The organism is Paenibacillus gorillae, from assembly GCF_000513275.1.
GTDB lineage: Bacteria > Bacillota > Bacilli > Paenibacillales > Paenibacillaceae > Pristimantibacillus > Pristimantibacillus gorillae.
Map to the genome: position 1 here is coordinate 1 of NZ_CBVJ010000023.1, position 25,533 is coordinate 25,533.

Sequence of the window (25,533 nt, forward strand, 5' to 3'; positions counted from 1 at the left end):
TTTCGGCTGGTGCTCCGCTCGAACCGACGACCTGCTGAATTACATACCAGCTCGTCTAACCGGCCTTTTATTGTCGCTTTCAGCGCTGCTGCATCCGGGAATGTCTGCTGCAAAGGCTTGGCAGTCCATGCGAAGGTTCGCCAAGCTTCACCCGAGTCCGAACAGCGGCATTCCGGAATCTGTGGTGGCCGGGGCACTCGGCATACAGCTCGGCGGCTTGAATTATTATTTCGGCCAGCCAAGTGAACGAGCCAGAATGGGCTGGCCGCTGCGCAAGCTGGAAGCGGCCGATATTCGCCGAGCGACGCGATTGCTCTATTTGACAAGCATCCTAATTCTAGTTGGAGTGTTGACATTATGGTGTTTCGTTCATTGATTTTGCATGGTCAAGCCTTCATAGCGGCCATCCAGTTTTTAACCCGGGTTCCGGTTCCTGTTCAGGTGCCGTTTGAAGCGAAGGTGCTGTCCCGAAGCCTGATTTACTTTCCGGCCGCAGGCATAATTGTCGGAGCAGTTACTGCAGCTGTCTTTGGCGGGCTTGAATGGTTCATGCCCGCTCTGCCGGCAGCTGTCATTGTGCTTGCTGCTTGGACGATCATGAGCGGAGGGCTTCATCTCGACGGCTGGATGGATACGGCAGATGGAGTGTTCAGCTACCGATCCCGCGAGCGGATGCTGGAGATTATGAAGGACAGCCGGGTTGGCGCCATGGGCGTTATAGCTGCTGTTCTGCTGTTATTATTCAAGTTCGCGGTCTTGAGCGAGCTGTTTGCACTTGTTGCAGCTGGAGATTTGCCGCAGTGGAAGCTATTGGCGCTTATTGTCATCGTACCGGTATGGAGCCGCTGGTGGATGTCCGTCGCAATCGTGGGCTGGCCAAGCGCTAGGAAAGGCGAAGGGATCGGAGCAATGTTCAGCTCAGCCAGATTCGGCCAGGCTTCAGCCGGTTTCGTCCTTGCTGCTGCACTGACGATGGGCTGCATGCTGGCCGGCGGAGTTGACGCATGGCCGGCAGCGGCTTGGTGCGCGGGTGCCGCGATTTTGGCTGCTTTGGTCGGCTCGGCAATTGCCGCATGGCTGAACCGGAAGCTTGGCGGTTTGACCGGCGATACATACGGGGCGATGAATGAAGCGGTTGAAGCCGTACTGCTTCTTGGGGTGCTGCTGTTGTTGAAATAAAGGTTGAGGTGAAGCGTAATGCTTGAAAGATACGGACACGGGGGCGATTTGCGGACAGCCGAGGAATCATACGGACTGCCCGCTGGCCGATTTCTCGACTACAGCTCCAATATGAATCCATTTGGCCCTCCTCCCGCCGTGCGGCGAGTGCTGGCTGCTTACGCAGAAGAAATAGACCGTTATCCCGATCCGGCCGTACGAGGGCTGAGGACGAAGCTTGCCCGGCTGCACGGCGTGGACGAGCAGTCCATTCTGATCGGCAATGGCGCGGCGGAGCTGATCGATCTTGTCGTGAGGTATCATAATCCTGTCATTACCGGACTGGTTTGTCCTTCATTTACGGAATACGGCGATGCCGTTCATAAAATTGGAGGCGGAACGGTGTCCATCCCGCTTGCCGATAGCGATCAATTTGAGTTAACGGAAAGCGCCTTGGAGCATTCGCAGGCGGCTGATTTTTTCATGCTTGGATCACCGAACAATCCGACAGGGAAGCTTGTCCGTCCTGACTTGATCCGGATGCTGCTGCGCCGCGGGGCAACTGTTGTTGTCGATGAAGCCTTTATGGACTTTGTTCCGGAGGAAAATAAATACTCGCTGCTGCATGAAGCCGCCGAGAACGAGCGGTTGTTCGTGATTCGTTCCATGACGAAATTTTATGCAATTCCCGGGATTCGTCTAGGTTACATGGTCGGTGAGCCAGTCAAAATCGCCGGATTGCGCGAGCTTCAAGTGCCGTGGAGCGTGAATTCACTGGCTCAGCTGATTGGCGAGGCGGTTTTGGATGAGACGGAATTTGCCGCAAGAACGATTGGCTGGCTGCAGGAGGAAAGCCGCTGGTTTGTTGACCAGCTTCGGGACAACGGATTAGAGGTGTTTCCTGGAGCGGCGAATTATGTGCTGGTCAGACTGCCTGAGAAGCAAGGGCTAACGGCAGCCGCCCTGCAGAAGGAAATGGGGAATCGTGGTATATTAATTCGCGATGCCTCGCATTTTACCGGTTTGAATAAGCAGTACTGCCGTTTCGCGATTAAGCTTCGCTCTCAGAATGAACAGCTGCTGGAGCAGCTGGAACAAGCGATGAATACGCTGCATACCCGCAGCACTGAGGAGGGGGAAGCCGAATGACACAGCCCTTTCGCCATTCAACACATTATGAATCTGGCGTGTGGAGCGGCGTTACAGCCGAGCTGCTGGATGGGGATCGTATCGTCGTCTCCGCTCCAACGGAGCTTCGTACAGTCAGCAGTGCTGTCCATCTCGGCGGTTTTGCGGCTGCCGGCACCGTCGTCAATTGGATGGTTCCCGTTCCTTATGAATGTGAGGACCCGGCATCAGATGCCAGCGGGCGGCTGGGCAAGTGGGGGTATGATCCGAACCGGACGGTGTGCTTGATGACTGCAGCCAAGCTGACGCATGTTTCTGTGGCCGAAGAGGAGGGGGACTGCTTCAAGGTGGTCTGTTTTACGACTTCCGGCACTAGCAACAGTGCGCGTGCAGGACTGGTACGGGAGACATTCTCCGCCTATACACCTGGTACGATTAATACAATTGTTCTGATCGAAGGCCGAATGACGGACGCAGCTTTGATCAATGCCGTTATTCAGGCGTCAGAAGCGAAAGCCGCTGCTCTGCAGGATCTCAACATTATCGATCCAGAGAGCGGATTGACGGCTACCGGCACGACAACGGATGCGATCGTTATCGGCGTCAGCGGGCAAGGATATGGCAACGCAGTGCATGCCTATGCAGGCGCCGCAACGACGATCGGCAACGCAATTGGCCGTCTTGTCTATGAGACGGTGTATGAATCGAGCCGGACGCAGCATGAGAAATAAGGAAATGTAAAAGGGCTGCATCTATCGTACCGGTAATGGTCGATAGATGCAGCCCTTTCCTTGTCAGAAAGTAAATTGTGAATGCCAGCTTGTGCTAGGCATCGGCTTGAAGAGACTCCCGGATGTCAAGCCGGGCTTTGCCGCCTTGTCCAACCCAAGTCTTTTTCCATTGGCCTTGCACAACCGCAATCAGAATGACGCAGCATAAGGCGATGCCGCTTAAAATGAGAAATCCTGGCGCATAGGAGCCGGTCGATTGATAGAGACCGCCCAAGATAAGAGGGAGCAAATAACCGCCGATACCTCCTGCCGCGCCAACAATACCCGTAACGATGCCAATGTCTTCACCAAACCGCTGTGGAACGAGCTGAAAGACGGAGCCGTTGCCTGCACCGAGGCACATCATGCCGAAGAACAGCAGGACGGCGACCGTGTAAAGCGGAGGGATCGAAGATATGGTGGCCAGCATGATGCCTGCTCCTCCGTAAAGCAGCATGAGCATCCGGATGCCGCCTATTTTATCCGACAAATAACCGCCAAGCGGCCGGAACAAACTGCCTGCTACAACGCAAATTGTTGTAAAGTCGGCGGCTTGCACAGCGGATAGCCCGTACTGCGTATTGAAGAAAATCGTCAAATAGTTGGATAAGCCAACGAACCCGCCGAACGTCACGCTGTACAATCCGCAAAACAGCCAAGCATCTTTTTGCTTTAAAATACGGCCGTAATGCCCCAGTTTTTTCGGAGCGGGCTGATTGGGGCTTTCTTTGGCGAATATCGTAAAAATAATAAAAACAAGCGTGATTGGAATAAGCGCCAAGCCGAATACGACTTCCCAGCTGCCAAAATGCTGTGCGATCCGGTTGGCAAACAGCGTTGTCAGCACAGTGCCGCTGTTGCCTGCGCCGGCAATGCCCATCGCCAGCCCTTGATATTGCGGCGGGTACCAGCGGCTTGCGAGCGGGAGGGCGGCGGCGAAGGAAGCGCCGGCAACACCTAGCAGAATAGCGACTATATGAAGCTCGGCAAGCGAGTTGACGAACTGCCAGCCCCAAATTAGCGGAATCATCGTCACAAGCATACCGATCTGTCCCGTTCTCTTGGGTCCAATGTAATCGGTCAGGAAGCCGAGTACCAGTCGTAAAATCGAGCCGCCGAGAATAGGCAATGCGACTAAGTTTGCTTTTTGCGCGGCATCCATCGGGTAATCGGCCATAATGACGACGGCCAGCGGCCCGATCAAAATCCAAATCATAAAGCTGATATCAAAGTACAGAAATGCGCTGAACAAGGATGGTTTATGTCCGCTTTGCCAAAAGGTTTTGTTCCCCATCATCTCCAAAACTCCCTCCATTACTCTTTTCTTTTGTTTTTCGGTACCGTCTTGCTTGCCCGGGAAGCAAGACAGGTTGGTTAAACGTTTATTCGATTGTGTTCGCGGCGCGGGGGCCCGAGCGGGCATTCATGCCATCGCCGGTAAAGTCCGCAATAAAAAAGGCCGCATTTTGTCCGGAAAGACAAAATAGCGGCCTCATTGCCAACGGAAGCATATGCGCTATGCTCCGATTATAAGCGGTCACGTCGTTGTGAACCCCAACCGAATTATAAAATAAACGTTAAGTCGGTGTCAATATACCTTACGTAAAATAGTTCTATAAAAAGATATCGGTTTATTATGTTAATATTATTGACATTACTTGCGGATTCAGATATGCTCAAATCAATTCAATAACAGTGCCACAACGATGTGGCGCAAGACCGGCAATGAAGCCCGTTCCCTTCGTATGGGACGGGTTTTTTCTGTTTTAATTAGGAATGCCAGTCGGGGATGAGGAGGGGAAAGCAATGCCGGCAGTTCGAATTAATACGGATCCAAAGCTGCACGTTTCGGTAGAAGAAGCGGTCGTTCTGCTCTGCGAGAAGCTTCCTTTTCCTAAGGGAAAGCAGCAGGTAGAGCTTCAGCAGGCCATGCATCGTATATTGGCGGAAGATTTCGTTACGCCTTTTCCGATGCCGCCTTTCCGCAGATCCGCTATGGATGGCTATGCCGTTTCATCAGAATGGACGGCTGCGGCATCGCCAGTGAACAAAGCGGTCTTTCCAGTCGCCGGGGAAACCCGGGCGGGCGGACATCGTCAGGATGCCGAAGGCAAGTCGATGCCAGTTCAAAGTGTTATGCGGATATTTACTGGAGCGCCGGTTCCAGACGGCTTTGATGCTGTTGTCGTGCAGGAAATGGCAAAGCCCTTTGTGAAGCGGGACGGCCAAAAATGGATGGAAATCGACCGGCCGGCTTTGGCCGGAACCCATATAGCAGAAGCGGGCGAGGATGTGCCAGCCCAAACCGTATTGTTGAAGAAAGGAAAGCCGGTTGGCTTAAGGGAGACAGCGATTTTGGCATCTTACGGCCATTCGGCGGCCTTCGTCTATCCGAAGCCCGTCGTTGCCGTGCTGCCGATTGGCGACGAATTGCTCACGGCCGGACAGCCGCTGCTGCCTCATCATATTTACGACGCTAATGGCATAACCGTGAACGCCTTTGCAAGAATGGCGGGGGCTGACACGATGCTTCATGCACCTATTGCGGACCGGCTTGAAGCTATTGAAGCGGCCTTGCATGCAGCGCAGGAACAAGCCGAACTGATTGTGACGACAGGGGGCATATCGGTCGGGGATTATGATTATGCCGGAAGAGCTGCGATTCGGTGCGGCTGGGAGCCTCTCTTTACGAAAGTGCTGATGCGGCCTGGAACGCCGACCTCATCTTACAGGAAGGGAGAGAAGCTGCTGATCTGTCTGTCCGGCAATCCATCCGCCTGCTATTCTGCGCTTGAGCTGCTCGTGAAGCCGGTGCTCATGAAGCTGTCCGGCCAATCCGGCTATAAGAGTGTTTGGCTGGAAGGTATTCTGGAGGCTCCCATAACGAAGCCCTGCCCGTATCCCCGGTTTATTCGGGCAACGACCTGCTATGCCGGCGGGCAATGGCGGGTAGCTCCGCTTACGAATGACCGCTCCGGCAATATTGCGGCATTCGCCGAGGCCACCGCTCTTGCCGTAATACCGGCCGGGGGAAGAGGGGCTGGGGCGGGAGAGGCGGTCCGCTTCATCCAGCTGACTTAGCCAGTGTTTATTTCTACAGAAAGGGAGGCTGGCGATGGGAAAAGAAAAACTCGTCGTAATCGGCAACGGGATGGCCGGCGTCAAGTGTGTGGAGCATATTCATGATCAAGCGCCTGATGCGTTTGATATTGCGATTATCGGCAATGAGCCTCATCCCAACTATAACCGGATCGAGCTCTCGAAAGTGCTGCAGGGCGATGCGCATATTGACCGGATTACGCTGAATGACTGGGACTGGTACAAGGAGCGGGGCATTCGTTTGTTCGCAGGCGAAACGGCGGTTAAAGCCGATACGGCTAATCGTCTCGTCGTCACGAATTCCGGGCTGACTCTGCCTTACGATAAGCTGATTTTTGCTACCGGCTCATCTGCCTTTATGCCGCAGCTGCCGGGTATCGACAAAGAAGGGGTAACGGCCTTTCGAACGCTTGCGGATTGCCGGACTATGCTTCGCGCAGCGGCGAAATATAAGCGCGCAGCCGTCATCGGAGGCGGACTTCTCGGGCTGGAGGCAGCGCGCGGCCTGCTGAATTTGGGCATGGAAGTGACTGTCGTCCACAATGCCTCCTATTTAATGAATCGTCAGCTCGACACGGCTGCCGCTGAGCTGCTGCAGCAGGAATTGACAGAGCAGGGTATGCGGTTTCTGCTGGGTAAACGAACCGAGCGGATTATCGGACGAAAGCGCGCTGAGGGGCTCCAGTTTACGGATGGCGGCCGCTTGGCTGCTGATTTAATTGTACTGGCGATCGGAATCAGTCCCAATATATTGGCAGCGGAAGCGAGCGGTATAACCGTCAATCGCGCGATTATCGTCAACGATTACTTGGAGACGAGCGTACCTGATGTCTATGCGGTTGGAGAATGCGCGGAGCATCGCAGCACGGTTTACGGGCTGGTTGCGCCGTTGTATGAACAGGGCAAGGTGTTGGCGGCGCGTTTGTGTAAGGCAGCAACGAAGCCTTATGAGGGCTCTGTACCCTATGCACAGCTGAAGGTGGCTGGCGTTGAGGTGTTTTCGGTGGGATTGATCCGGGAGGAGGAAGCCGAGACCGCTTTGCAGCGTTATAACGGGCTGAATAAAACGTATCAAAAAATAACAATGCGCGATGGCAAGGTTGCTGGCGCCGTGCTCTACGGAGACAGCACCGAGGGGATGAAGCTGCTCGATTTGGTGAAAAGATCGGCATCTGTTCAGGATCTGCAGCCGTTGGAATCCAGCTCGGGGACAGAGCAAAGCGGGCTGGACAAGGCGGCGGCCATGCCGGAGGGAGAGACGGTCTGCGCCTGTAATGGCGTTAGCAAAGGCGTTATCGTCGAGGCAGTCTGCTCATTTGGGCTGAAGACGGTAGAGCAGGTGCGGGAAAAGACGAAGGCTTCCGGGTCCTGCGGAGGCTGCAAGCCGGTCGTCAAGCTGCTGCTGGATTACGCCGTTGCCGGAGGCGGCGAACGGATTAAGGCGGGACCGCCGATATGCGATTGTACGCCGCTTGATCATTCGGCGGTGAAAGAAGCAGTGGAGAAACAGGGCCACCATGACTGGGCAGCGGCGATGAGGTCGCTCGGCTGGCTGAATGCGGAAGGGTGCAGCATTTGCCGCCGTACGCTGCGATATTATGCCGAGAAGAGGTCCGGACGTAATGCTCATACGCTTTGGGGACCTTCAGGCAGCTCCAAAGCAGGCTTTTCCAGAGATCATACCCCGATTGGGAATGCGCTTGAGGAGGGGCTGAGGGGAATTCCAATGCCGGCCGAGGTTCAAATTGCGATATCGGCAGGTCCTGCCTTTCCAGCAGGGGTCATGGTACATGATTTTGGCATTCGGGGCGTGCCTGCCGGCTGGGAAATATATGTTGGCGGGTACGGGGAAAATCCAGTCAAGCAAGGCACGCTTCTTAGCATCGAAGCGACTGGCGCTGCGGCAATTCTGACGATGTTAGGCTGCGTGCAGATCTATCGCGAGACAGCGCATTACGGAGAGCGGCCTTGGAAATGGCTCGACCGCTACGGCTTGCAGCGTATAAGAGAAGCTGTGCTCGACGGAGAAGAGTGCGAACAGCTGTATGCGAGATTGTCGGGTGCACGGCTGCCTCTGCCTGTATCTGCGAATAGCTGAGCTTTGCGTTAGAGAAATGGAGGGTGAAGACATTGACGACGATAGCGAATAACAGGGGGACAGAACGTGATACAGCACCGGCGATAAAAATGCTGACGCAGTGTCCGTTTTGCAGCGTGCAATGCAAAATGGCTGTCGAAGAAAAGGTCGATGAGAGAACGGGCCGCGCCGCCTACACGGTGTCAGGTATTCCGAATGCAGCATCCGAGGGAAGATTATGCGTGAAGGGGATGAATGCCCACCAGCATGCGACGAGCCGGGAGCGGCTGCTTTATCCGATGCTGCGCCAGGATGGTGTATTGACCCGCGTCTCATGGGAGGAAGCGCTGAATGAGGTTGCAGGCCGAATCGCTGCCATCCAAAGCAATCACGGCCGTGACTCTGTATCGGTATACGGAGGGGGCTCGTTAACGAACGAGACTGCCTATTTGCTGGGCAAATTTGCCCGGATAGGCTTACGTACTCGCTACATCGACTATAACGGCCGTTTTTGCATGTCCGCCGCAGCTTCCGCTGGCAGCAAGACATTCGGCATCGATCGCGGCTTAACGAATCCGCTGTCAGATATCGCGCTGGCTGAATGCATCATACTGGCGGGAACGAATATCGCAGAGTGCCAGCCGACGCTTATGCCTTATTTTACGAGGGCTAAGGAAACGGGCGCCTTTATTATTGTGATTGATCCCAGGGTTACGGCTACGGCCGAGATGGCGGATTTGCATTTGCAGGTACGGCCGGGCGCAGATGCAGCTTTGGTCAACGGAATGCTGAAGATAATCGTAGATGAGGGATTAACTGATGCAAGCTTCGTAGAGGGCAGAACGAAGGGTTATGAGGAACTGAAAAGCACGCTTGACGAGATGAAGCTTGAGGAGATCACGGCGTTGACGGGCGTTGATCGTGATCGGATCATTGAGGCGGCTCTTGCCTATGGCAGGGCGAAGACGGGGATGGTTTTTACGGCACGGGGTGTAGAGCAGCATGCGAATGGACATTTGGCCGTACGCAATTTTTTGAACCTTGTCCTTGCAACGGGAAAAATCGGCAAACCCGGCTGCGGTTATGGGGCGGTAACGGGTCAAGGGAACGGCCAAGGCGGCCGGGAGCATGGACAGAAGGCGGATCAGCTTCCCGGCTATCGTCTGATCGATAATGAGCAGGACCGTGCTTATATAGCGGGAGTATGGAAAATCAACCCGGAAGAGCTTCCCGGCAAAGGTGTATCAGCTTACGAGATGATGGAGCTGATTCACCGGAAGGAAATTAAGGCGATGTTCGTCATGGGCTCGAATCCGATCATGTCCAACCCGAATGCGCCGCTCGTGGAGGAGGCGATAGAAGGGCTGGATTTTCTCGTGGTTGCCGATATGTTTCTTTCGGAGACGGCTCAATTGGCGGATGTCGTATTGCCGGTAACGGCTTATCTTGAAAATACGGGCACGATGACTAATCTGGAAGGCCGCGTATTGCTCAGGCAAGCGGCAAGGGAGGCACCTGGGGAGGCGGTTCATGACTGGCAGCTGTTGTGCAGTCTTTCCGCCAGGCTGGGGAGGGCCAGCTATTTTACTTTCGACGAATCGGAGCAAATATTCGAAGAGCTGCGTGAGGCCAGCCGGGGCGGTATTGCCGACTATTATGGGATCACGTATGAAAGGCTGCTGCAGGAAGAGGGTGTGTATTGGCCCTGTCCGGAGAAGGATCATCCCGGTACGAATCGGCTGTTCGAGCAGTCCTTTGCGCATGCTGACGGTCGTGCCGTGTTTCAGCCGGTGCCATCGCAGTCAGAAGGGGAAGCGACAACGGGCGCTTATCCGCTGTTGTTGACCAACGGCCGCGTGCTGTCGCATTATTTGACCGGCGCACAAACCCGCCGCAGTCCGGCGCTCGCAGCGAAAGAAATTGAGAATTTTATGGAAATCCATCCGGAGACGGCGGAGCGGCATCGTATTGAAGACGGTACGCTTGTCAGCATCCAGTCAAGCCGTGGCACAGTGATCGTCCGCAGCAGACTGTCAGCCCGTATCCGCAAGGATACCGTTTTCGTTCCGATGCATTGGGGTGACGTACAAAATGTGAACCGGGTTACGAGCCCGTCGCTGGATCCTTTTTGCAAAATGCCGGATTTCAAAGTGAGCGCCGTACAAATAAGTCCGTTCTATGAGCCGGAGAGCGAGGAGGGGGAAGCTGATGAATGGGGCGTGTCCACATAAAGGAATGGATGGGATTATACTCGCTGGGGGACAAAGCAGAAGAATGAACGGAAAGCCAAAAGCACTGCTTCCATTTGGCGGAAGCCGGATGCTGGAACGGCTTCTCTCTCGAATGTCGCCGGTATGCGGCACCTTGACTGTTGTCGCCGGGACATCCAAGCAGGCGCAGGCTTTCGCGGGAGCCGCCATTCATACGCTTGTCGATAGACAGCCGCAGCAGGGGCCGCTTGCTGCTCTGCATCTAGCCTTGGAGCAGTCCAACTCCGAAAGGCTGCAATGGGTGACCGCATGTGATATGCCGTTTCTATCGGCAGAGGCGGCCGTCTGGATGCAGCAGCGGCTCCAACGGAGCGGGAGCATGGCTGTCGTTCCGGAAATCGGGGGGAAGCTTCATCCGCTGCAGGCGATATATCGTCCTGCCTGCGCATCGGCCGCCGCCACTTGCTTGGAGGATGGAAGCCGCGGCATGATGAGTCTGTTCCACCTAATCGATGTTGAGATTCTCAAGGAAACGGATTTTGTTGACGCCGGGCATGATATTCGCTTCGCCTTTAATATGAACACACCGGCGGATTACACCCAGGCTCTAATGCTAGAGAACGAAATGGGGACGGGGATGGAAGGTGTCTGCCGATGAGTGATAAAGCGGTCTTTCAAGTCGTTGGCTATAAAAAGCACGGGGAAAACGACACTTCTATGCGCTCTCATTGCGAGGTTTGTCGAAGATGGCATAAGCACAGCTGTGATCAAGCATGACGGACATGATTTTGAAGCCGATCCGCCGGGCTGCGATACGCGTCTCCTGCGGGAGGCGGGAGCGGTCTGGTCGGCCATTTCCTCCCGCGAACGGACAGCAGTTGTATGGGACGGAGCGACAGCTCTCGGCGAGCTTATCGCCGAGACGCCGCCCGTCGAGCTTGTACTAGTGGAGGGTTATAAGCAGGAGTTGTATCCCAAGCTTGTGATTGTTCGTAACGAGGAAGACTGGAATTTGGTTCGGCAGCTTTCGGCGGTAACGGCAGTCGTCTTCTGGCCAGAGGCTTGGAAGTTCAGGAATGAGATGATTGTGCCGGAGGACATGCTCATCTATCCATTAAATGATACGAAAGCGATAGCGGCTCATATTGCCGGATATGTCTGCGCTGTAAGCTCAAGCTAAATTCGCATAAGCTGCTTCATCGCGGTGCTGTCGATAATAAACGGCTCGGTCGGAACGAGGTCGAGCCGAAAGCCTTGAACGAGCTCAGCGGCCGACAGAGGCTTGAAGACGTCTGTTTGTCCAGCCAGCCGGGCGAGCCAGCCGATAATATGAGCGGGAGCGACGCCTGCTGCCCGCAAGCCGGCGATCGACGTGTCGCCGTGGCGCTTGGCAAGGCGTTTGCCGTCTTCTCCCATCAGCAGCGGGACATGGGCGAAGCGCGGGGCAGGAAGCGAAAGCGCCTCGTACAGCATCAGCTGCCTGGGGGTGGAATCCAGCAGGTCATAGCCGCGTAAAACATCGGTAATGCCCATTGCGGCGTCGTCCACCACGACGGCGAGCTGATAGCTGACGATGCCGTCCGCCCGGCGAACGACGAAGTCGCCCCCTGCATCCGCCGCGAAGGTTTGCTTGCCGGCAGCCTCATCATGAAAAGATATGGAGGAATGGTCCTCTCCAATCCGGAACCGAAGCGAAGGCGCCTTAATGGCCTTTCGCTTTTTTTGCTCTTCGGGCGACAGACAGCGACAGGTTCCTCCGTAGGCAGGACCTTCCTCGCTAAGACCATGAGGCGCGCTGGCAACAGCGAGCAGCTCGGCGCGGCTGCAGAAGCACGGGTATAGGAGGCCGTTCTGCTCTAGGCGGTCGAGCGCCGCAGCATACCATTCATCACGCTCGCTTTGTGTATAAGGAGCGAACGGTCCTCCAATATCGGGCCCCTCATCCCAGTCGATCCCCAGCCAGCGAAGGTCGGCAAGCGCCTGCTCCGCCAGCTCAGGCCGGCAGCGCGGCTTATCGATATCCTCCATTCGCAGCACGAATTGGCCGTTCGCATGTCTGGTCTGCAGCCAGGCGAGCAGCGCCGCCCATATATTTCCGATATGCATAAGCCCTGACGGCGTCGGGGCGAATCGTCCGCGAATCATAGACAAATCTCCTTTTCTGCAACGCATTCTCTATTTTACAAACGATAGCATGTCTAATTCCGCGAACGCAACCATTTCCGCCCGTTTGAAGTCTAATAGAGGAATGCTGCGTATGAACAATTAGAACGAAAAGATAAAGGGTAAAGGGGACAATGCGAATATGAACGAGGCCATTGCAAATTGGAATCGATTGCTGGAGGAAAACCGGGAGCGCGTCTCGACGCAAAGGCAGCTGGAACGCCGCCGCGAGCAGCTGCAAACGCAGGTTAATGCGGAGCTGAAACGCATCGTCGAGCTGGAGGTTAAACTGGATAAAGAGCAGGAAGATGTCGACCGGCTGCTTAAGCTGTCTTGGACGAACTTGTTCCATACGCTGCTGAGAAGCAAAGAGGAGCAGCTCGAGACAGAGCGTCAAGAGGCGCTGGCCGTATCGTTAAAGCTTCAACAGGCAAAGTTGGAAGTGGATACGCTCAAGGAGGAACTCGTCGAGGCAGGCGATAAGCTGGCATCGCTCCGGGGGGCCGATGAGGAATATACAAGCTTGATGCGCCAAAAAGAGCAATGGATCGTTCATTACGATGCCGAGTTTGCACGGCAGCTAGGTGAGCTTGACGAGCGGCTTGCGGAAGCGCAGCTGCAGGACAAGGAATGGTATGAAGCGGCTGCAGCTTGCCGCCAGCTTGTGCTCTCGCTGGAGGAGGCTGTGAACAAGCTGGATTCTGCGGCGAACTGGGGTACATATGATATGCTTGGCGGAGGGCTGATCAGCACCTCTATTAAACATTCCAAAATTGATGATGCCAAGGTTGCAATCAATACCGCCCGCCATTTGGTGAAACGGCTGAAGGAAGAGCTGAAGGATGTCAATCTTCAGTCGGATTTGGCGGTGGAGATCGGCGGGATGTCGACGTTTGCCGATTATTTTTTCGACGGATTGATTGCAGATTGGATTGTACAAGGTAAAATAAAAGAATCGCTGTCGCAGGCCGAGAACCAGCTTCACAAAGCCAGAATGCTGTTGAAGACGCTGGAGAAGGAAAGCGGACAGGCCGCAGGGCCGCATGCATCGTTGAAAGAGGAGCGCGACCGGCTGATCCGGCAGTTTGCGGGTTAACGGGCTTTCAAGGCGCTCCGCACAGGAGGTTGTTCGATTTGATAAGGATTACGGGATTGACGAAAGACGGACAATGGAGAGAAGATCTGACGATCGGCCAGCTGGCGACAGCCGGGCTGGAATGGTTTTGGGCAGATTTTAGCGAGCCGAGCGAGGAGGAATCCGCCTTGCTCTCTTCCTATTTCCATTTTCACCCGCTGGCAATCGAGGATTGCTTCCATCTGCTGCAGCGGCCGAAGCTGGATCATTATGATCCGCTGCATTTTTTGGTGCTGCATTCGATTGATCCCCGCACTTTGGCGATTTACGAGGTCAATATGTTTATCGGGAAAAATTTTCTGGTTACGTATCATTATCAGCCCTCTGAGGAAATTCAGGAGGCGCGGGCCAAAATCGCTAAGGTACCGGTCACGAAGCAGAATTGGTCTCTATTCGCCGCTTATATGGTGATCGACAAGCTGGTCGATCAGTACTTCCCTGCCGTTCAGGAGCTGGAGGAGCAGGTGCTGGACATGGAGGTAGGAGGCGGCAATGACAAGAACCAGACCGCGATCGAGGATATTTTCAGTATCCGTTCCCGACTGCTCCGATTGCGTAAAACAATTCTCCCGATGCGGGAGCTGCTGTACCGGATTATCAATACGGAGCGGATCGACGGTCTCGACCAGTACGTGGCGTTTTATCACGACATTTATGATCATTTGCTGAAGCTCGCCGAAATGACCGACGCCTGCCGTGAGATGACGGCGGATTTGCGGGACAGCTATATGTCGTACAATTCCAACCGGATGAATTCGATTATGAAGACGCTGACGGTGATTACGACGATTTTTATGCCGCTCACCTTTTTGGCGGGCATCTACGGGATGAACTTTCATAATATGCCAGAGTTGAATTGGAGCTGGGGATACTTTTTTACTGCTAGGCATCATGTTCGTCATCGGGCTGGGCATGTACGTCTGGTTCCGGCGCAAAGGCTGGTTTGATTGAGGGGATAGACGAGACAGACGAGATAGACGTGATTGACAGGCTGCATCCTGGCGGAGCTTGCAGTGACCGCCTTGCTTCGGCAATTCGGCGGACTCGGCGTGATGCAGGGAGACGGTTTGTGAATGGCTGAAAGAGAGAAGGGGCAAAGGGGAACGCAATGATGACAAGCAAGAACAATAATATAGAGACTGGACAGGGTCAGGGTGCGGTTAAAACGCCGCCGAACGATAAGCTTGGCGGTAAAAAGACAGCTGCCGTAGTAGCTGTAATGGCAGCTGTCATTGTTGGAGCTGGCATTTTGTTCTTCGTCATGATGACTGCGCTGCAGGCGAAAAGTGATCGGATGGAGGATTTTCCTAGCAGCTATACTTACGCTACGGCGACGTCAGCCGGGGGCATGGAGCTCCATGTGCTGGCGACTAAACCTTCTAACGTCACCTTGACGGCAATCCATAACAATGTATCGATCTCGCCGTTTTACGGCATTAACGGCGGTTTTTCTACGATAAGGCTTTACTTAGCATCGCCATCGTTAATAGTTTGCCAGTCAATGGAGCCATTAGCGATTATGGCTCAGGCAATGAAAATATCAAATATGCTCGCGGCACGCTGGTATGGGACGGGGCGGCCAATAAGCTGTCAGTTCAGGTTGCCGGCAAGGCATCGGAATTGAAGGTAATGGACCATACGCGTTTTTGGGCGCAGGGCGGCATAAGCATGAGTCTTGGTCATGACGCGGAATGGAGGGCGCAGACAGAAAGGGAGCAGGCTCCTTTCCCGGATGATCTTCGATTGCGCTCTGGAGCTGTCTACGACGAAAGTGGAACGCTGTATCTAGTTGTAAGCAAGACGAAAGGGACGCTGAGTCAATTCCGTGAAGCGGTTACGGAACTGGTCGGGGGAGGAAAGCTCGTTGATGGTATTTTTCTAGACGGCGACGGCTCATCGCAGCTGCGAAGCGGGGAGGCGCAGCTGGCTGGGGACAATCGGCCAGTTGTACAAATGATGCGAATCGTAAAATAGCCGGCCATACATCAGGAGATACATCATTAATTATTAATTGCGTTAATTATTGGCTTGGAGGCTATCTACATGTTAAAACCATCATTGCCCATCGATGAAGTGCTGCCAGAACTACTGGCAGCGCTTCGGACAAATACCGGTGTTGTGCTGACAGCGGAACCCGGCGCGGGCAAGACGACGAGAGTGCCGCTTGCACTGCTGGACGAGCCGTGGCTGCAAGGGCGCAAAATTATTATGCTGGAGCCGAGACGGCTGGCAGCTCGTTCCGCAGCTAAATATATGGCGGATATGCTGGGCGAGCCGGTGGGGGCAACGGTCGGCTATCGGGTGCGGCTCGATACGAAGGTGAGCCGTTCGACCCGCATCGAAGTCGTTACCGAAGGCATTCTCACGCGGATGCTGCAAGAGGATCAAGCATTGGAGCAGGTTGGGGCGGTGTTGTTCGACGAATTTCACGAGAGGCATCTGCATGGTGATTTGGGGCTGGCGTTATGCCTGCAGACGCAGGCGCTGCTTCGGGATGATCTGCGCCTGCTCGTCATGTCCGCGACGCTAGATACGGCAGCCGTAGCCGCACTGCTGGACGAAGCGCCGGTTATCACCAGCAAAGGCCGGGCCTATCCGGTGAATACAGTCTATCTTTCGTCGCGGCCGGAGGGCAAGCTGGAGGCCAATATGGCCGTTCTTATTGAACAGGCTATGCGAGACAGCGAGGGAGACGTCTTGGCTTTTCTTCCCGGTGTAGGAGAAATTAGACGGACAGCCTCCTTACTTGCACAGGCTGGCGTTAATGCGGACTGGGCAGTAAGGATAACGGAACTTCACGGCAATATGCCGCTTGAAATGCAGGATGAAGCGATAGCACCATGTAAGCCGGGAGAGCGGAAGGTTGTGCTTGCTACGTCGATTGCAGAATCGAGCTTGACTGTGGAAGGGGTTCGTATCGTCGTGGACAGCGGGCTTATGCGGGTTCCGCGTTTCTCGCCGCGAACCGGGATGTCAAGGCTTGAGACGATTCAGGTGTCACAAGCGTCAGCCGATCAGCGGAGAGGCCGTGCAGGCCGGCTGGCGCCTGGCGTTTGTTACCGGCTATGGACGGAACAGGAGCAGCGCTATTTGCCGGAGCAGAGCACGCCTGAGCTTGCAGAAGCGGATTTGACGCAGCTGGCGCTGGAGCTCGCCGTATGGGGCATTCAGCAGCCATCCGAGCTCCGCTGGCTGGACGAGCCGCCGCAAGCGGCGTTCGAGCATGCGACGGAGCTCTTGAAGCTGCTGCGCGCCATCGATGCTTCCGGCAAGCCAACAAGCTGGGGCAGGCGTATGGCCAGACTGGGTTTGCATCCTCGACTGGGCTATATGCTGCTCCGGGCGAAGCGGCTTGGATTGGCGGAAACTGCCAGCGAATTGGCTGCGCTGCTCAGCGAACGTGATTTGCTGCCGCAGGAGCGCAATGTCGACCTGATGCTGCGGGTCGATGCGCTTAAGGGCAGAGGCGCTGGTGCCGCAGACCGCGGCGCTGTTCAGCGGATGAAAGCGCAAGCGGCACAGTGGATGCGGATGCTGGATACAGCTGATGGAGAGGAGGCCGGCGGCGGGAAAGAAGCGGAACAGCGGGAGCAGACGACAGAAGGTGAGCCTTTCGGCTTGCTGCTAGCTTTCGCTTTCCCTGACCGGATTGCCCAGCGGCGGAACGACGGCCGCTACTTGCTGGCGAACGGCCGGGGAGCTGCGCTTCCTGAGCTTCAGCCGTTATCGCGGGCTGCGTATTTAGTCGCAGCCGAGCTGGATGATTCCGGTACAGAAAGCCGGATTCGGCTGGCAACTATGCTTCAAGCGGAACAGCTTCAGCTGGCAGCAGGCGAGCAAATTGACGTACAGGATTCGGTGGAGTGGGACTCTGCCGCTGGAGCTGTCAGGGCGCGCCGGCGGCAGCGGCTGGGTGCTATTGTCTTGAAGGAGGGCCCACAGCCGAAGCCTGATCCCGAGCAAGTGGCAAGGGCGCTGCTGGATGGTATCCGGCAATCAGGGCTAGGGCTGCTCCAGATGAGCAAGCAGTCGTTGCAGCTGCTCGCACGAATGCGACTGATGTCAGGGAGGAACAAGGACTGGCCGGATGTTTCGGAGGAGACGCTGCTTGCGACTCTTGAGGATTGGCTGCTGCCGCATTTGACCGGAATGAAAAATCGCAACGATCTGCAGCGGCTGAATATGTTTCAAGTGCTGCAATCAGTGTACAGCTGGCAGCAGTGCCAACAGCTCGATGAGATGGTGCCAACTCATATTACCGTGCCGAGCGGCTCGCGTATTCCTGTAGATTATAGCGATCCCGAAGCGCCATTCATTGCTGTTCGGCTGCAGGAGCTGTTCGGCTTGCGGGAAACGCCGATGCTGGCTGGCGGCAAGCTGCCGCTTACGATTCATCTGCTTTCCCCTTCCCAGCGGCCGGTTCAGGTGACTCGGGATTTAGGCAGCTTTTGGAGCGGCGCTTATTTCGAAGTGAAAAAAGATCTAAAAGGAAGATATCCGAAGCACTATTGGCCGGACGATCCCTATGCCGCGCAGCCTACTAATCGGGCGAAGCCGCGGGGGCAGTAAAGGAAGGAAGTGCATGAGCATTCCAGTAGAGTGGTTATGGAGCTATTTGGTTGTCGTTAATGTAGTTGCGTTTGCCCTCATGGGAGCGGATAAACATGCTGCCCGCAAAAAGCAAAGACGCGTACCTGAAAAACGGTTATTTGTCTTCGCGGCCCTAGGAGGAGCGGCTGGCGCTTGGATTGGGATGCAGGCGTATCGTCATAAGACGAAGCACCGGTCGTTCATGGTTGGTATGCCGCTGCTGATTCTGTGGAACCTGATAGCGGTTTATGTTGTTTTACACTTGCTAGGGAAGTTGGTTCTTCCGTTCTAGTGTACGTTTAGCAGGAGCCGACCTTCTTCGCACCGTAGACACAGCTCTATGTTCAGATGTTTGAAGTATGAGGGGCTTGGCGTCATGATGGCGGGAGGTGTAATTGTTAATTTGCAGAGTTCCAGCATGAGAGCCACCACGGTGTAGTATCACGGTCCGCCCCCTCTCATCAAGAGTAAAAGCAAGAGCAAACGTAATGACAGCCGAATCAAAATGTAAAAGTGCATTTTGATTCTGTCTAAACTCGCCTAAATCGCCATCAAAATGTAAAAGTGCAGGTGAAATAGCCTCAAATGGTCAAAATGGGCTCAAAAAGCACGATCAAACTGCACTTTTGCATTTTGACGGGCTAAATGGGCTATTTTACCCGTAACAAAATGTACTTTTACATTTTGTTGCTCCGAATGGTGAATGTTAGGCCAACTGGGAGCTCACGCCACGGCACCCCGAACATTCCGGGCAAGGCTGCGGCCCTGCAGAGCGTGATACCCCTATAATGCTTGGAATACTTGCTCGACCAGTTGCTACGAGTCCAATCGAGTCGACCCAATAGCCCCAAGTACAGGAGCACACTGAGAATTGGATTGCCATTGGGCCTGTAATAATGGTATAGTTGTAATCCATATTTTATCCATCGCAAACATACTCGCCGTCGTTCAGACGGCGATCTTTGCGTTTGAGAGAGTAATCAACCTTAGGAGGTAACTGACACATGACGGTTCAAAGTGCCTATCAAGAAGAGAAGGACCGGCTCGCGATGTCGATGAATGAGATCGTCGCGCAGTTGAATGAGATCGGTCCGCGATACACAGGCCATGACTTCACGGAGCAAATGCTCGACCTGCAGCGCGAAGAGCGCAAGCAAAGGCTGGAGATCGCACAGCGGGAGCCTTATTTCGGACGCATCGATTTTCAGGAGACACAGGCGGAGGCAAGCAAGCCGCTCTATATCGGTAAAGCCGGCGTGGCGAAACAGAGCAACAAGGATGAGCTGATCGTCATCGATTGGCGGGCTCCTGTAGCCAGCCTTTTCTATTCTTTTACGGGTGGAGAGGATATGGCTGCCTACGAATCGCCGGAGGGCGAAATTGAAGGCTACGTGCATTTGAAACGCAACCTGATGGTCCGGCACGGGGAGTTAGTGCGCATGGTGGACAGCTATACGCGCGGACAAGAGGATGACGCCGTTACCGATGAGTTTCTGCTCTACCGGTTAGGCGAGAATAAGGATAATAAGCTTCGCGACATCGTCTCCACCATCCAGCACGAGCAGGATCAAATTATCCGTTCGGAGCGGGCAAAGGCGCTGTTTATTCAAGGTGTGGCGGGCAGCGGTAAGACGACGGTGGCGCTGCACAGGCTTGCATTCCTTCTCTATCAATATGCAGATCGGATGCGTGCCGAGCGAATGATTATATTCGCGCCGAACCGGATGTTTCTTGACTATATTTCCGGCGTGCTGCCGGAGCTTGGCGTAGGCGATATTCAGCAGACGACGTTCGCGGACTGGGCGCTTGAGCTTCTGGAGCTTGAGGTGTCGCTCGCAAGCACGGAGGATACGCTCAATTATTGGTTCGAGCAGCACCGTACGGCGGAGGAGGCTGCGAATTCTTCCGGCAGGCTGAAGGGTTCGCTGGCGTTCAAAGCGATCGTGGATCAGCGCATTGCCGAGACGGCAGCCCGCATCGTACCGGTCATTCCGTTCGAACCGCTTCCGGGACTGGTACTTAAGCCCGAGCAGATGCAGGAGTGGTACGACACAGATTACGGCGAAGAGACGCTGATGAAGAAACGCGACCGGCTGGCGAGCCGTATTCGCCGCTGGTTTGAGTCGGAGCTAAAAACCCGCGGCATCACGGATAAAAAAATTCGGGCGAAGGCTTCCGCTAAGCTGAACGCTTTTCTGAAAAAAATTCCTTCCTATACGGCTCCTCAGCTGTATATGACGCTATTCCACGGCAAGCAGGCTTCCTCTGAGCTGCCGAAAGGCGTAGCTGCTGCAACCTGGTCTCGTCTAAAAGAAGGCAGAGTGGAAGGCGAGGATCTGGCTCCTCTGGCGTATATTCACTTGCGACTGCGCGGCTTGCAAACGCCGGCCTACGACCATGTCGTCATTGATGAAGCACAAGATTATTCACCGTTCCAGTTGGAGGCTCTACGACTTTGCCAAACGTCGCCATCCATGACGGTGCTGGGCGACTTGCAGCAGGGGATTCATGACTATGCCGGCATCCAGAGCTGGAAGGAGCTTACAGCGCTGTTCGACGAGGAGCGTACCGGCTACTTCGAATTGAATCGGAGCTATCGTTCGACGATGGAAATTATCGAATTTGCCAACCGGATTTTAGGCGCGATGGGCGGCGGTGTAAAACCGGCAGTACCGGTATTCCGCAGCGGCGATTCTGTACTTGTTGAAGCCATCGAGCCTGAGGGCTGGGCTTCCGGCATCATCTCAACGGTCCGGGAATGGCAGAGCACAGGCCTCTACGAGACGATATCCGTCATCGGGAGAACCGCGGAACAGTGTGAGCGGATATATGAAGCGCTCAAAGCTGATGGACTGGAGCCATCCCTAGTGCGAAGCAAGCAGCCGGAATACGGGGGCGGACTGTCAGTTGTACCGGTTTATTTGTCAAAAGGGCTGGAGTTTGACGCCGTACTTATCGCAGATGCGGATGCGGACAGCTACGCGAATCATGATGCCAAACTGCTCTATGTCGGCTGTACGAGAGCACTGCACAAATTAAAGCTGATTCATAGTGGAGAATTAACGGCATTAATTGCTCCGGAGCAGTTGACAACGTAATAGTAAATTTGACAGTATTAAGACAACTCCTTTAGGCATATTGACTTTAAAGTGACTTGTAACTAAACTTGCTACAAAGCGCTATAATCCCATGTCCAGGAAGGAATTGAATGGCATTGAGTAAACCGAAACCAAAAAAGCAAAATCGCCCCAACACGTATAAGCAATCTAAAGAGGCGCAGCGAAAAGGGTCGAACAAATCGCTTATTTTTCTGACACTGGCGTTTGTGGCCGTTATTGCTGTCATCATTATCGGCCTGAACCAGCAAGGCAAACCGGCTAGCTTCGATTATGCTTCATTGCCAACGCAAGGAAGCGCGGAAGCACCAGTCAAACTCGTCGAATTCGGCGACTACAAATGTCCATCCTGCCAATTTTTCGCGCAAAATATTAAACCGCAGCTAGAGAAGGATTTTATCGAAACAGGCAAAGCTTCGCTATCTTTCGTAAACTATACGTTCATCGGCCCGGACTCGGTGACGGCAGCCCTGGCGGCTGAATCGGTTCATCAGCAAAATCCGGAAGCTTACTGGACATACTACAAAACGTTGTATGACAACCAGCAGGACGAGCGAATTGAATGGGCAACGCCGGATCATCTCGTACAACTGGCGAAGGACGCTAACCTGCCGATCGACTTCGATAAGCTGCGCAGCGACATCGACAACAAGACCTATCAAAAAAGAGTGGACAAGGATAATGACTCTGTTCGTCCATTGAACGTAACGGGCACGCCGACGCTGTTCATCAACGGCAAGAAGTATACCGGTTCGATGGATTACGTATCGATTAAAGCGACGATCGAAAAAACGCTGAAGGGGTAATATCCATTGAGATATGAATCTTGGAGTCAAAGGACCGGCCTGTACTTAGCTTGGCTGGTATCGCTCGTAGCGACCGGAGGCAGCTTGTATTTCAGTGAAATCGAAGGCTTTATTCCATGCGATTTGTGCTGGTACCAGCGTATATTTATGTATCCGCAAGCGATTATTCTAGGCATCGCAGCTTATCGCGGCGACCGCCGTATCGTCTGGTACACGCTGCCGCTCAGCTTGATTGGCGGACTGATTTCCCTGTATCACAACATCGAAATTTGGTTTCCTAAGCTTGGTGAGGTTGCACCTTGCCGTTCCGGCATTCCATGCAACCAAGACTATCTCAATTGGCTGGGCTTCATTACGATTCCGCTGATGGCGCTTGCCGCTTTCATCTTGATTACGATTTTCTTGCTGTTGGCGCGTGAAAGAGCTCAACTGCAAGAAGATGCAGATGAGCAGGAGTCAGCAGAGTAACAAAATGTTCAAATGTAACAGAAAAAAGCTCCGAACGGGCCAGGTATGCTGGCTGTTCGGAGCTTTTTTCATCTATAATAGACCTATTCTATTAATAAATTATCGGAGTGAATACGTTTGTCGGATTGGACTTGGGAACAATGGACGGAGCCGCTCCTCCTATCTCTGCGCATTGCGCTGATTGCCAGTGTCATCGTGCTTGCGTTAGGTACGCTAGTAGCCTGGCTTATGACGAAAAAGCCGCTGCGGGGCGCTTTATGGCTGGAAACGTTATTCATGCTGCCGCTTGTCCTGCCCCCGACTGTCGTCGGATTTCTGCTGCTTGTTGTTATAGGGCGAAGAGGCTTGGCCGGCAAAGCGTATGAATGGCTGTTCGGGCAGCCGGTTATCTTTACTTGGATGGCTGCAGTTATCGCAGCTGTCATCGTCGCTTTTCCGCTCGTCTATCAGACGATGAAAAACGGTTTTGCGGCGGTAGACAAGCATTTGGTGGAAGCGGCGCGTTCAGCGGGAGCGAGCGAATGGCAGGTGTTTCGCCATATTTCCTTGCCGCTGGCAAGCCGCTCGCTTATGACAGCCTATTTACTCGGCTTTGCCCGGAGCCTTGGAGAGTTCGGCGCTACGCTGATGGTGGCCGGCAATATTCCGGGCGTCACGCAAACGACACCGACAGCTATTTATGTAGCAGTCGAATCCGGCAATATGGGACTTGCCTGGGCATGGACTGGAGCTATCGTCTTGGTTTCGTTCGTCATGCTTTACTTGACAGGACGAAGAAGTGACCGATTAGACAAGTAAGCAACCGTGCGTCTTTGCAACTGCAGTATCCCGGAATGCACCCATTTGATCGTTGATTTCGTATTGCAAGCAAAGGGAGGCGTCAGAATGATAAGGGAACATAGGGATACGGAGAAGCAGCTTGCCGATGCGCTGCGCGAGATTGAGGCATGGGAAAGCTCGCAGAAGGATTTATGGTTTTGGGAGAAGCTGGGCCGGTTGCCATTCATGCTGCTGGATAAATTGACGCCTGCCATCATTCAGCAGAAAATCGGAGAAGCAGTTAATGAGGTTGGCGCGTTCATCCAGACCGGCGGCCGCTATCTGCTGTCGGAGAAGTCGGTACTGGAACGATTGAAGAAGCAAATGCCTGATGGGACAGAAAGATTTGAACTGGACGGCGTCGCAAGATTGCCGCTTAGCGTTATGGATGTAACGGCAGACCAACTGTCCGCTAGCCGTTCGAAGCTCGCAACGGTGCAAGGGGCGACGACCGGCTTTGGCGGACTATTGACACTAGCCCTCGACATTCCCGCTATATTGGGTTTGTCGCTGAAGATTATACAGGAAATCGGCATCTGTTACGGCTATGATCCGAATCTCCGCGAGGAACGGGTATTTGCGGTGAAAATCATGCAGTTCGCCTCGTCGGATATCGTAGGCAAAAAGGCTATTTTAGATGAATTGGCGGTATTCGAGGGGAGTGACGGAGACAGGCAAATGATGTCGCAGCTTCAAGGCTGGCAGGAAGTCGTCGCTCTCTATCGTGACAATTTCGGCTGGAAGAAGCTGTTTCAGATGATTCCAGTTGCAGGCATGCTGTTTGGCGCGTTTATCAACAGAGGCATGTTGAATGACGTAGCTGAGGCTGCAAAGATGCTGTATCGTAAAAGAAGAGTATTGCAAAAGATTGAAGAGAGCAGGGAACAGCATGATCGCATCTAGCGCTGCACTATGGTCGGAAGCGGAACAATTTATTATAGAATGTTATGCCGAGCTCGGAAAAAGTGAAGAAGAAGCTAAGCTCCGCTTGTCCGAGATTGAGCGGCTAATTGAGCGCGACGGCAGTTATACACATACGTACGAAGAATTGCAGCATGGCGCCAGACTGGCTTGGCGCAACAGCAACCGCTGTATCGGGCGGCTGTTCTGGCAATCATTAGAGGTCCGTGACGCAAGGGAACTAGAGCAAGAGGATGAGGTTGCTGAGGCGATATTTAATCATATTAAATATGCCACAAACGGAGGACGCGTTCGTTCAACCATTACCGTATTTGCCCCTGAGCGGCCGAACCGCCGTATTCGCATATGGAATCATCAGCTCGTCCGTTATGCCGGCTATCAGACAGAGCAAGGCGTAATTGGTGATCCGGCTTCCGTTGCATTTACAGAAGTTTGTACGAAGCTTGGCTGGAAAGGCCTCCAGACACCGTTTGATGTGCTGCCGCTCGTCATTCAGATTGATGACCGCAAGCCAAAGCTTTACGAGTTGCCGGAAGGCATTGCGCTTGAGGTTCCGCTTGAGCATCCGGAGCTTGGAGAGGCTTTTCAAGCGCTGCAATTGAAATGGTATGCCGTCCCGTTCATTTCGGATATGAAGCTGGAAATCGGCGGCTTGAACTATACGGCTGCTCCATTCAACGGCTGGTATATGGGGACGGAGATCGGTGCACGCAACCTGGCTGATGTGCAGCGCTACAATCAGCTGCCGAAATTAGCGCAAGTGATGGGTCTGGATACGACGACGAATACGTCGCTATGGAAGGACCGGGCTTTAGTAGAGCTGAATGCGGCCGTTATCCATTCCTATAAAAAGCATGGTGTCAGCATTGTGGATCATCACACGGCCGCAGAGCAGTTTATGCGGTTTGAGAAGCAAGAGGAGGCGAACGGCCGCGAAGTGACGGGCAGATGGTCCTGGCTTATTCCGCCGCTGTCACCGTCCACAACCCCGATATGGCATCGGGGCTTTAAAGATAAACAATTGAAGCCGACCTACAGCTATCAGGCAGCGGCTTATGATACCGGGGGTTAAT

Annotated in this window: 22 protein-coding genes and 1 pseudogene; 21 read left to right on the top strand and 2 right to left on the bottom strand. The window is 54.1% G+C overall.

The window, feature by feature from the left end:
- The 4 genes from TY10_RS03635 to TY10_RS03650 all read left to right on the top strand — a co-directional run.
- On the top strand, positions 1-376 hold a 376-nt coding region (locus TY10_RS03635), incomplete at its 5' end, for a cobalamin biosynthesis protein CobD/CbiB (protein WP_042160698.1).
- Positions 358-1,179, top strand: a complete 822-nt coding sequence (gene cobS, locus TY10_RS03640) for an adenosylcobinamide-GDP ribazoletransferase (RefSeq protein WP_042160699.1) — start codon at positions 358-360, stop codon at positions 1,177-1,179. The genes TY10_RS03635 and cobS, both read left to right, overlap by 19 nt.
- An 18-nt stretch (positions 1,180-1,197) precedes the next feature.
- The gene (gene cobD / locus TY10_RS03645) at positions 1,198-2,307 is read left to right on the top strand and encodes a threonine-phosphate decarboxylase CobD (RefSeq protein WP_042160701.1); all 1,110 of its coding nucleotides are present in this window, start codon (positions 1,198-1,200) and stop codon (positions 2,305-2,307) included.
- Positions 2,304-3,017 (top strand): adenosylcobinamide amidohydrolase, encoded by a 714-nt coding sequence (locus TY10_RS03650; RefSeq protein ID WP_042160703.1) that lies wholly within the window; start codon positions 2,304-2,306, stop codon positions 3,015-3,017. The genes cobD and TY10_RS03650 overlap by 4 nt, the downstream gene beginning before the upstream one ends.
- 94 nt (positions 3,018-3,111) lie before the next feature.
- On the opposite strand, the gene TY10_RS03655 is transcribed toward TY10_RS03650, so the two are convergent.
- Positions 3,112-4,350, bottom strand: coding sequence for a nitrate/nitrite transporter (locus TY10_RS03655; RefSeq protein WP_042160777.1), 1,239 nt, complete (start codon positions 4,348-4,350; stop codon positions 3,112-3,114).
- 512 nt (positions 4,351-4,862) lie between these two features.
- Between TY10_RS03655 and TY10_RS03660 the strand changes: the two genes are divergently transcribed.
- Genes TY10_RS03660 through mobB form a run of 5 tightly spaced genes read left to right on the top strand, consistent with a single transcriptional unit; the run spans position 4,863 to position 11,622 of the window.
- Positions 4,863-6,137 (top strand): molybdopterin molybdotransferase MoeA, encoded by a 1,275-nt coding sequence (locus TY10_RS03660; RefSeq protein WP_042160705.1) that lies wholly within the window; start codon positions 4,863-4,865, stop codon positions 6,135-6,137.
- Positions 6,138-6,171: 34 nt separating this feature from the next.
- Positions 6,172-8,253, top strand: coding sequence for a nitrite reductase large subunit NirB (gene nirB / locus TY10_RS03665; protein ID WP_042160707.1), 2,082 nt, complete (start codon positions 6,172-6,174; stop codon positions 8,251-8,253).
- Positions 8,254-8,294: 41 nt separating this feature from the next.
- Entirely contained in the window at positions 8,295-10,463 is a 2,169-nt protein-coding gene (gene nasC, locus TY10_RS03670) for an assimilatory nitrate reductase catalytic subunit NasC (RefSeq protein WP_420329374.1), read from the top strand.
- 4 nt (positions 10,464-10,467) lie between these two features.
- Complete coding sequence (mobA, locus tag TY10_RS03675; protein ID WP_272945262.1) at positions 10,468-11,100, top strand: molybdenum cofactor guanylyltransferase; 633 nt, start codon at positions 10,468-10,470, stop codon at positions 11,098-11,100.
- Positions 11,101-11,622 carry a molybdopterin-guanine dinucleotide biosynthesis protein B gene (gene mobB, locus TY10_RS03680; RefSeq protein ID WP_052350335.1) on the top strand — a complete coding sequence of 174 codons (522 nt, stop codon included), beginning with the start codon at positions 11,101-11,103 and terminating at the stop codon, positions 11,620-11,622. It abuts the gene before it with no gap.
- Here mobB and gluQRS read toward each other — a convergent pair.
- On the bottom strand, positions 11,619-12,587 hold the full coding sequence (gene gluQRS, locus TY10_RS03685; RefSeq protein WP_081735090.1) for a tRNA glutamyl-Q(34) synthetase GluQRS: 969 nt from the start codon (positions 12,585-12,587) through the stop codon (positions 11,619-11,621). The genes mobB and gluQRS overlap by 4 nt on opposite strands.
- Positions 12,588-12,747: 160 nt before the next feature.
- Here gluQRS and TY10_RS03690 point away from each other — a divergent pair, with 160 nt between their 5' ends.
- The 12 genes and pseudogenes from TY10_RS03690 (at position 12,748) to TY10_RS03740 (ending at position 25,532) form a co-directional block, all read left to right on the top strand.
- A complete protein-coding gene (locus TY10_RS03690; protein ID WP_052350336.1) occupies positions 12,748-13,701 on the top strand; it encodes a hypothetical protein in 954 nt (317 codons plus the stop codon).
- 38 nt (positions 13,702-13,739) lie between these two features.
- Positions 13,740-14,691, top strand: a pseudogene (gene corA / locus TY10_RS03695) (magnesium/cobalt transporter CorA).
- A gap of 157 nt (positions 14,692-14,848) precedes the next feature.
- The gene (locus tag TY10_RS29610; protein ID WP_155985676.1) at positions 14,849-15,364 is read left to right on the top strand and encodes a hypothetical protein; all 516 of its coding nucleotides are present in this window, start codon (positions 14,849-14,851) and stop codon (positions 15,362-15,364) included.
- 44 nt (positions 15,365-15,408) lie between these two features.
- The gene (locus tag TY10_RS29615; protein ID WP_155985678.1) at positions 15,409-15,714 is read left to right on the top strand and encodes a hypothetical protein; all 306 of its coding nucleotides are present in this window, start codon (positions 15,409-15,411) and stop codon (positions 15,712-15,714) included.
- 69 nt (positions 15,715-15,783) lie between these two features.
- Positions 15,784-18,309 carry an ATP-dependent helicase HrpB gene (gene hrpB, locus TY10_RS03705; RefSeq protein ID WP_042160713.1) on the top strand — a complete coding sequence of 842 codons (2,526 nt, stop codon included), beginning with the start codon at positions 15,784-15,786 and terminating at the stop codon, positions 18,307-18,309.
- Between the two features lie 13 nt (positions 18,310-18,322).
- On the top strand, positions 18,323-18,622 hold the full coding sequence (locus TY10_RS03710) for a DUF1294 domain-containing protein (protein WP_042160715.1): 300 nt from the start codon (positions 18,323-18,325) through the stop codon (positions 18,620-18,622).
- Positions 18,623-19,334: 712 nt separating this feature from the next.
- Positions 19,335-21,428 (top strand): HelD family protein, encoded by a 2,094-nt coding sequence (locus TY10_RS03715; protein ID WP_042160717.1) that lies wholly within the window; start codon positions 19,335-19,337, stop codon positions 21,426-21,428.
- A gap of 110 nt (positions 21,429-21,538) precedes the next feature.
- Positions 21,539-22,252 carry a DsbA family protein gene (locus TY10_RS03720; protein ID WP_042160719.1) on the top strand — a complete coding sequence of 238 codons (714 nt, stop codon included), beginning with the start codon at positions 21,539-21,541 and terminating at the stop codon, positions 22,250-22,252.
- A gap of 6 nt (positions 22,253-22,258) precedes the next feature.
- The gene (locus TY10_RS03725) at positions 22,259-22,720 is read left to right on the top strand and encodes a disulfide oxidoreductase (RefSeq protein WP_042160721.1); all 462 of its coding nucleotides are present in this window, start codon (positions 22,259-22,261) and stop codon (positions 22,718-22,720) included.
- Positions 22,721-22,831: 111 nt separating this feature from the next.
- A complete protein-coding gene (gene modB / locus TY10_RS03730; RefSeq protein WP_420329375.1) occupies positions 22,832-23,518 on the top strand; it encodes a molybdate ABC transporter permease subunit in 687 nt (228 codons plus the stop codon).
- Between the two features lie 87 nt (positions 23,519-23,605).
- Entirely contained in the window at positions 23,606-24,442 is an 837-nt protein-coding gene (locus TY10_RS03735) for an EcsC family protein (RefSeq protein ID WP_042160725.1), read from the top strand.
- The gene (locus tag TY10_RS03740; protein ID WP_042160726.1) at positions 24,429-25,532 is read left to right on the top strand and encodes a nitric oxide synthase oxygenase; all 1,104 of its coding nucleotides are present in this window, start codon (positions 24,429-24,431) and stop codon (positions 25,530-25,532) included. Before TY10_RS03735 ends, TY10_RS03740 begins: the two co-directional genes overlap by 14 nt.
- The last annotated feature ends 1 nt before the right edge of the window (position 25,533 follow it).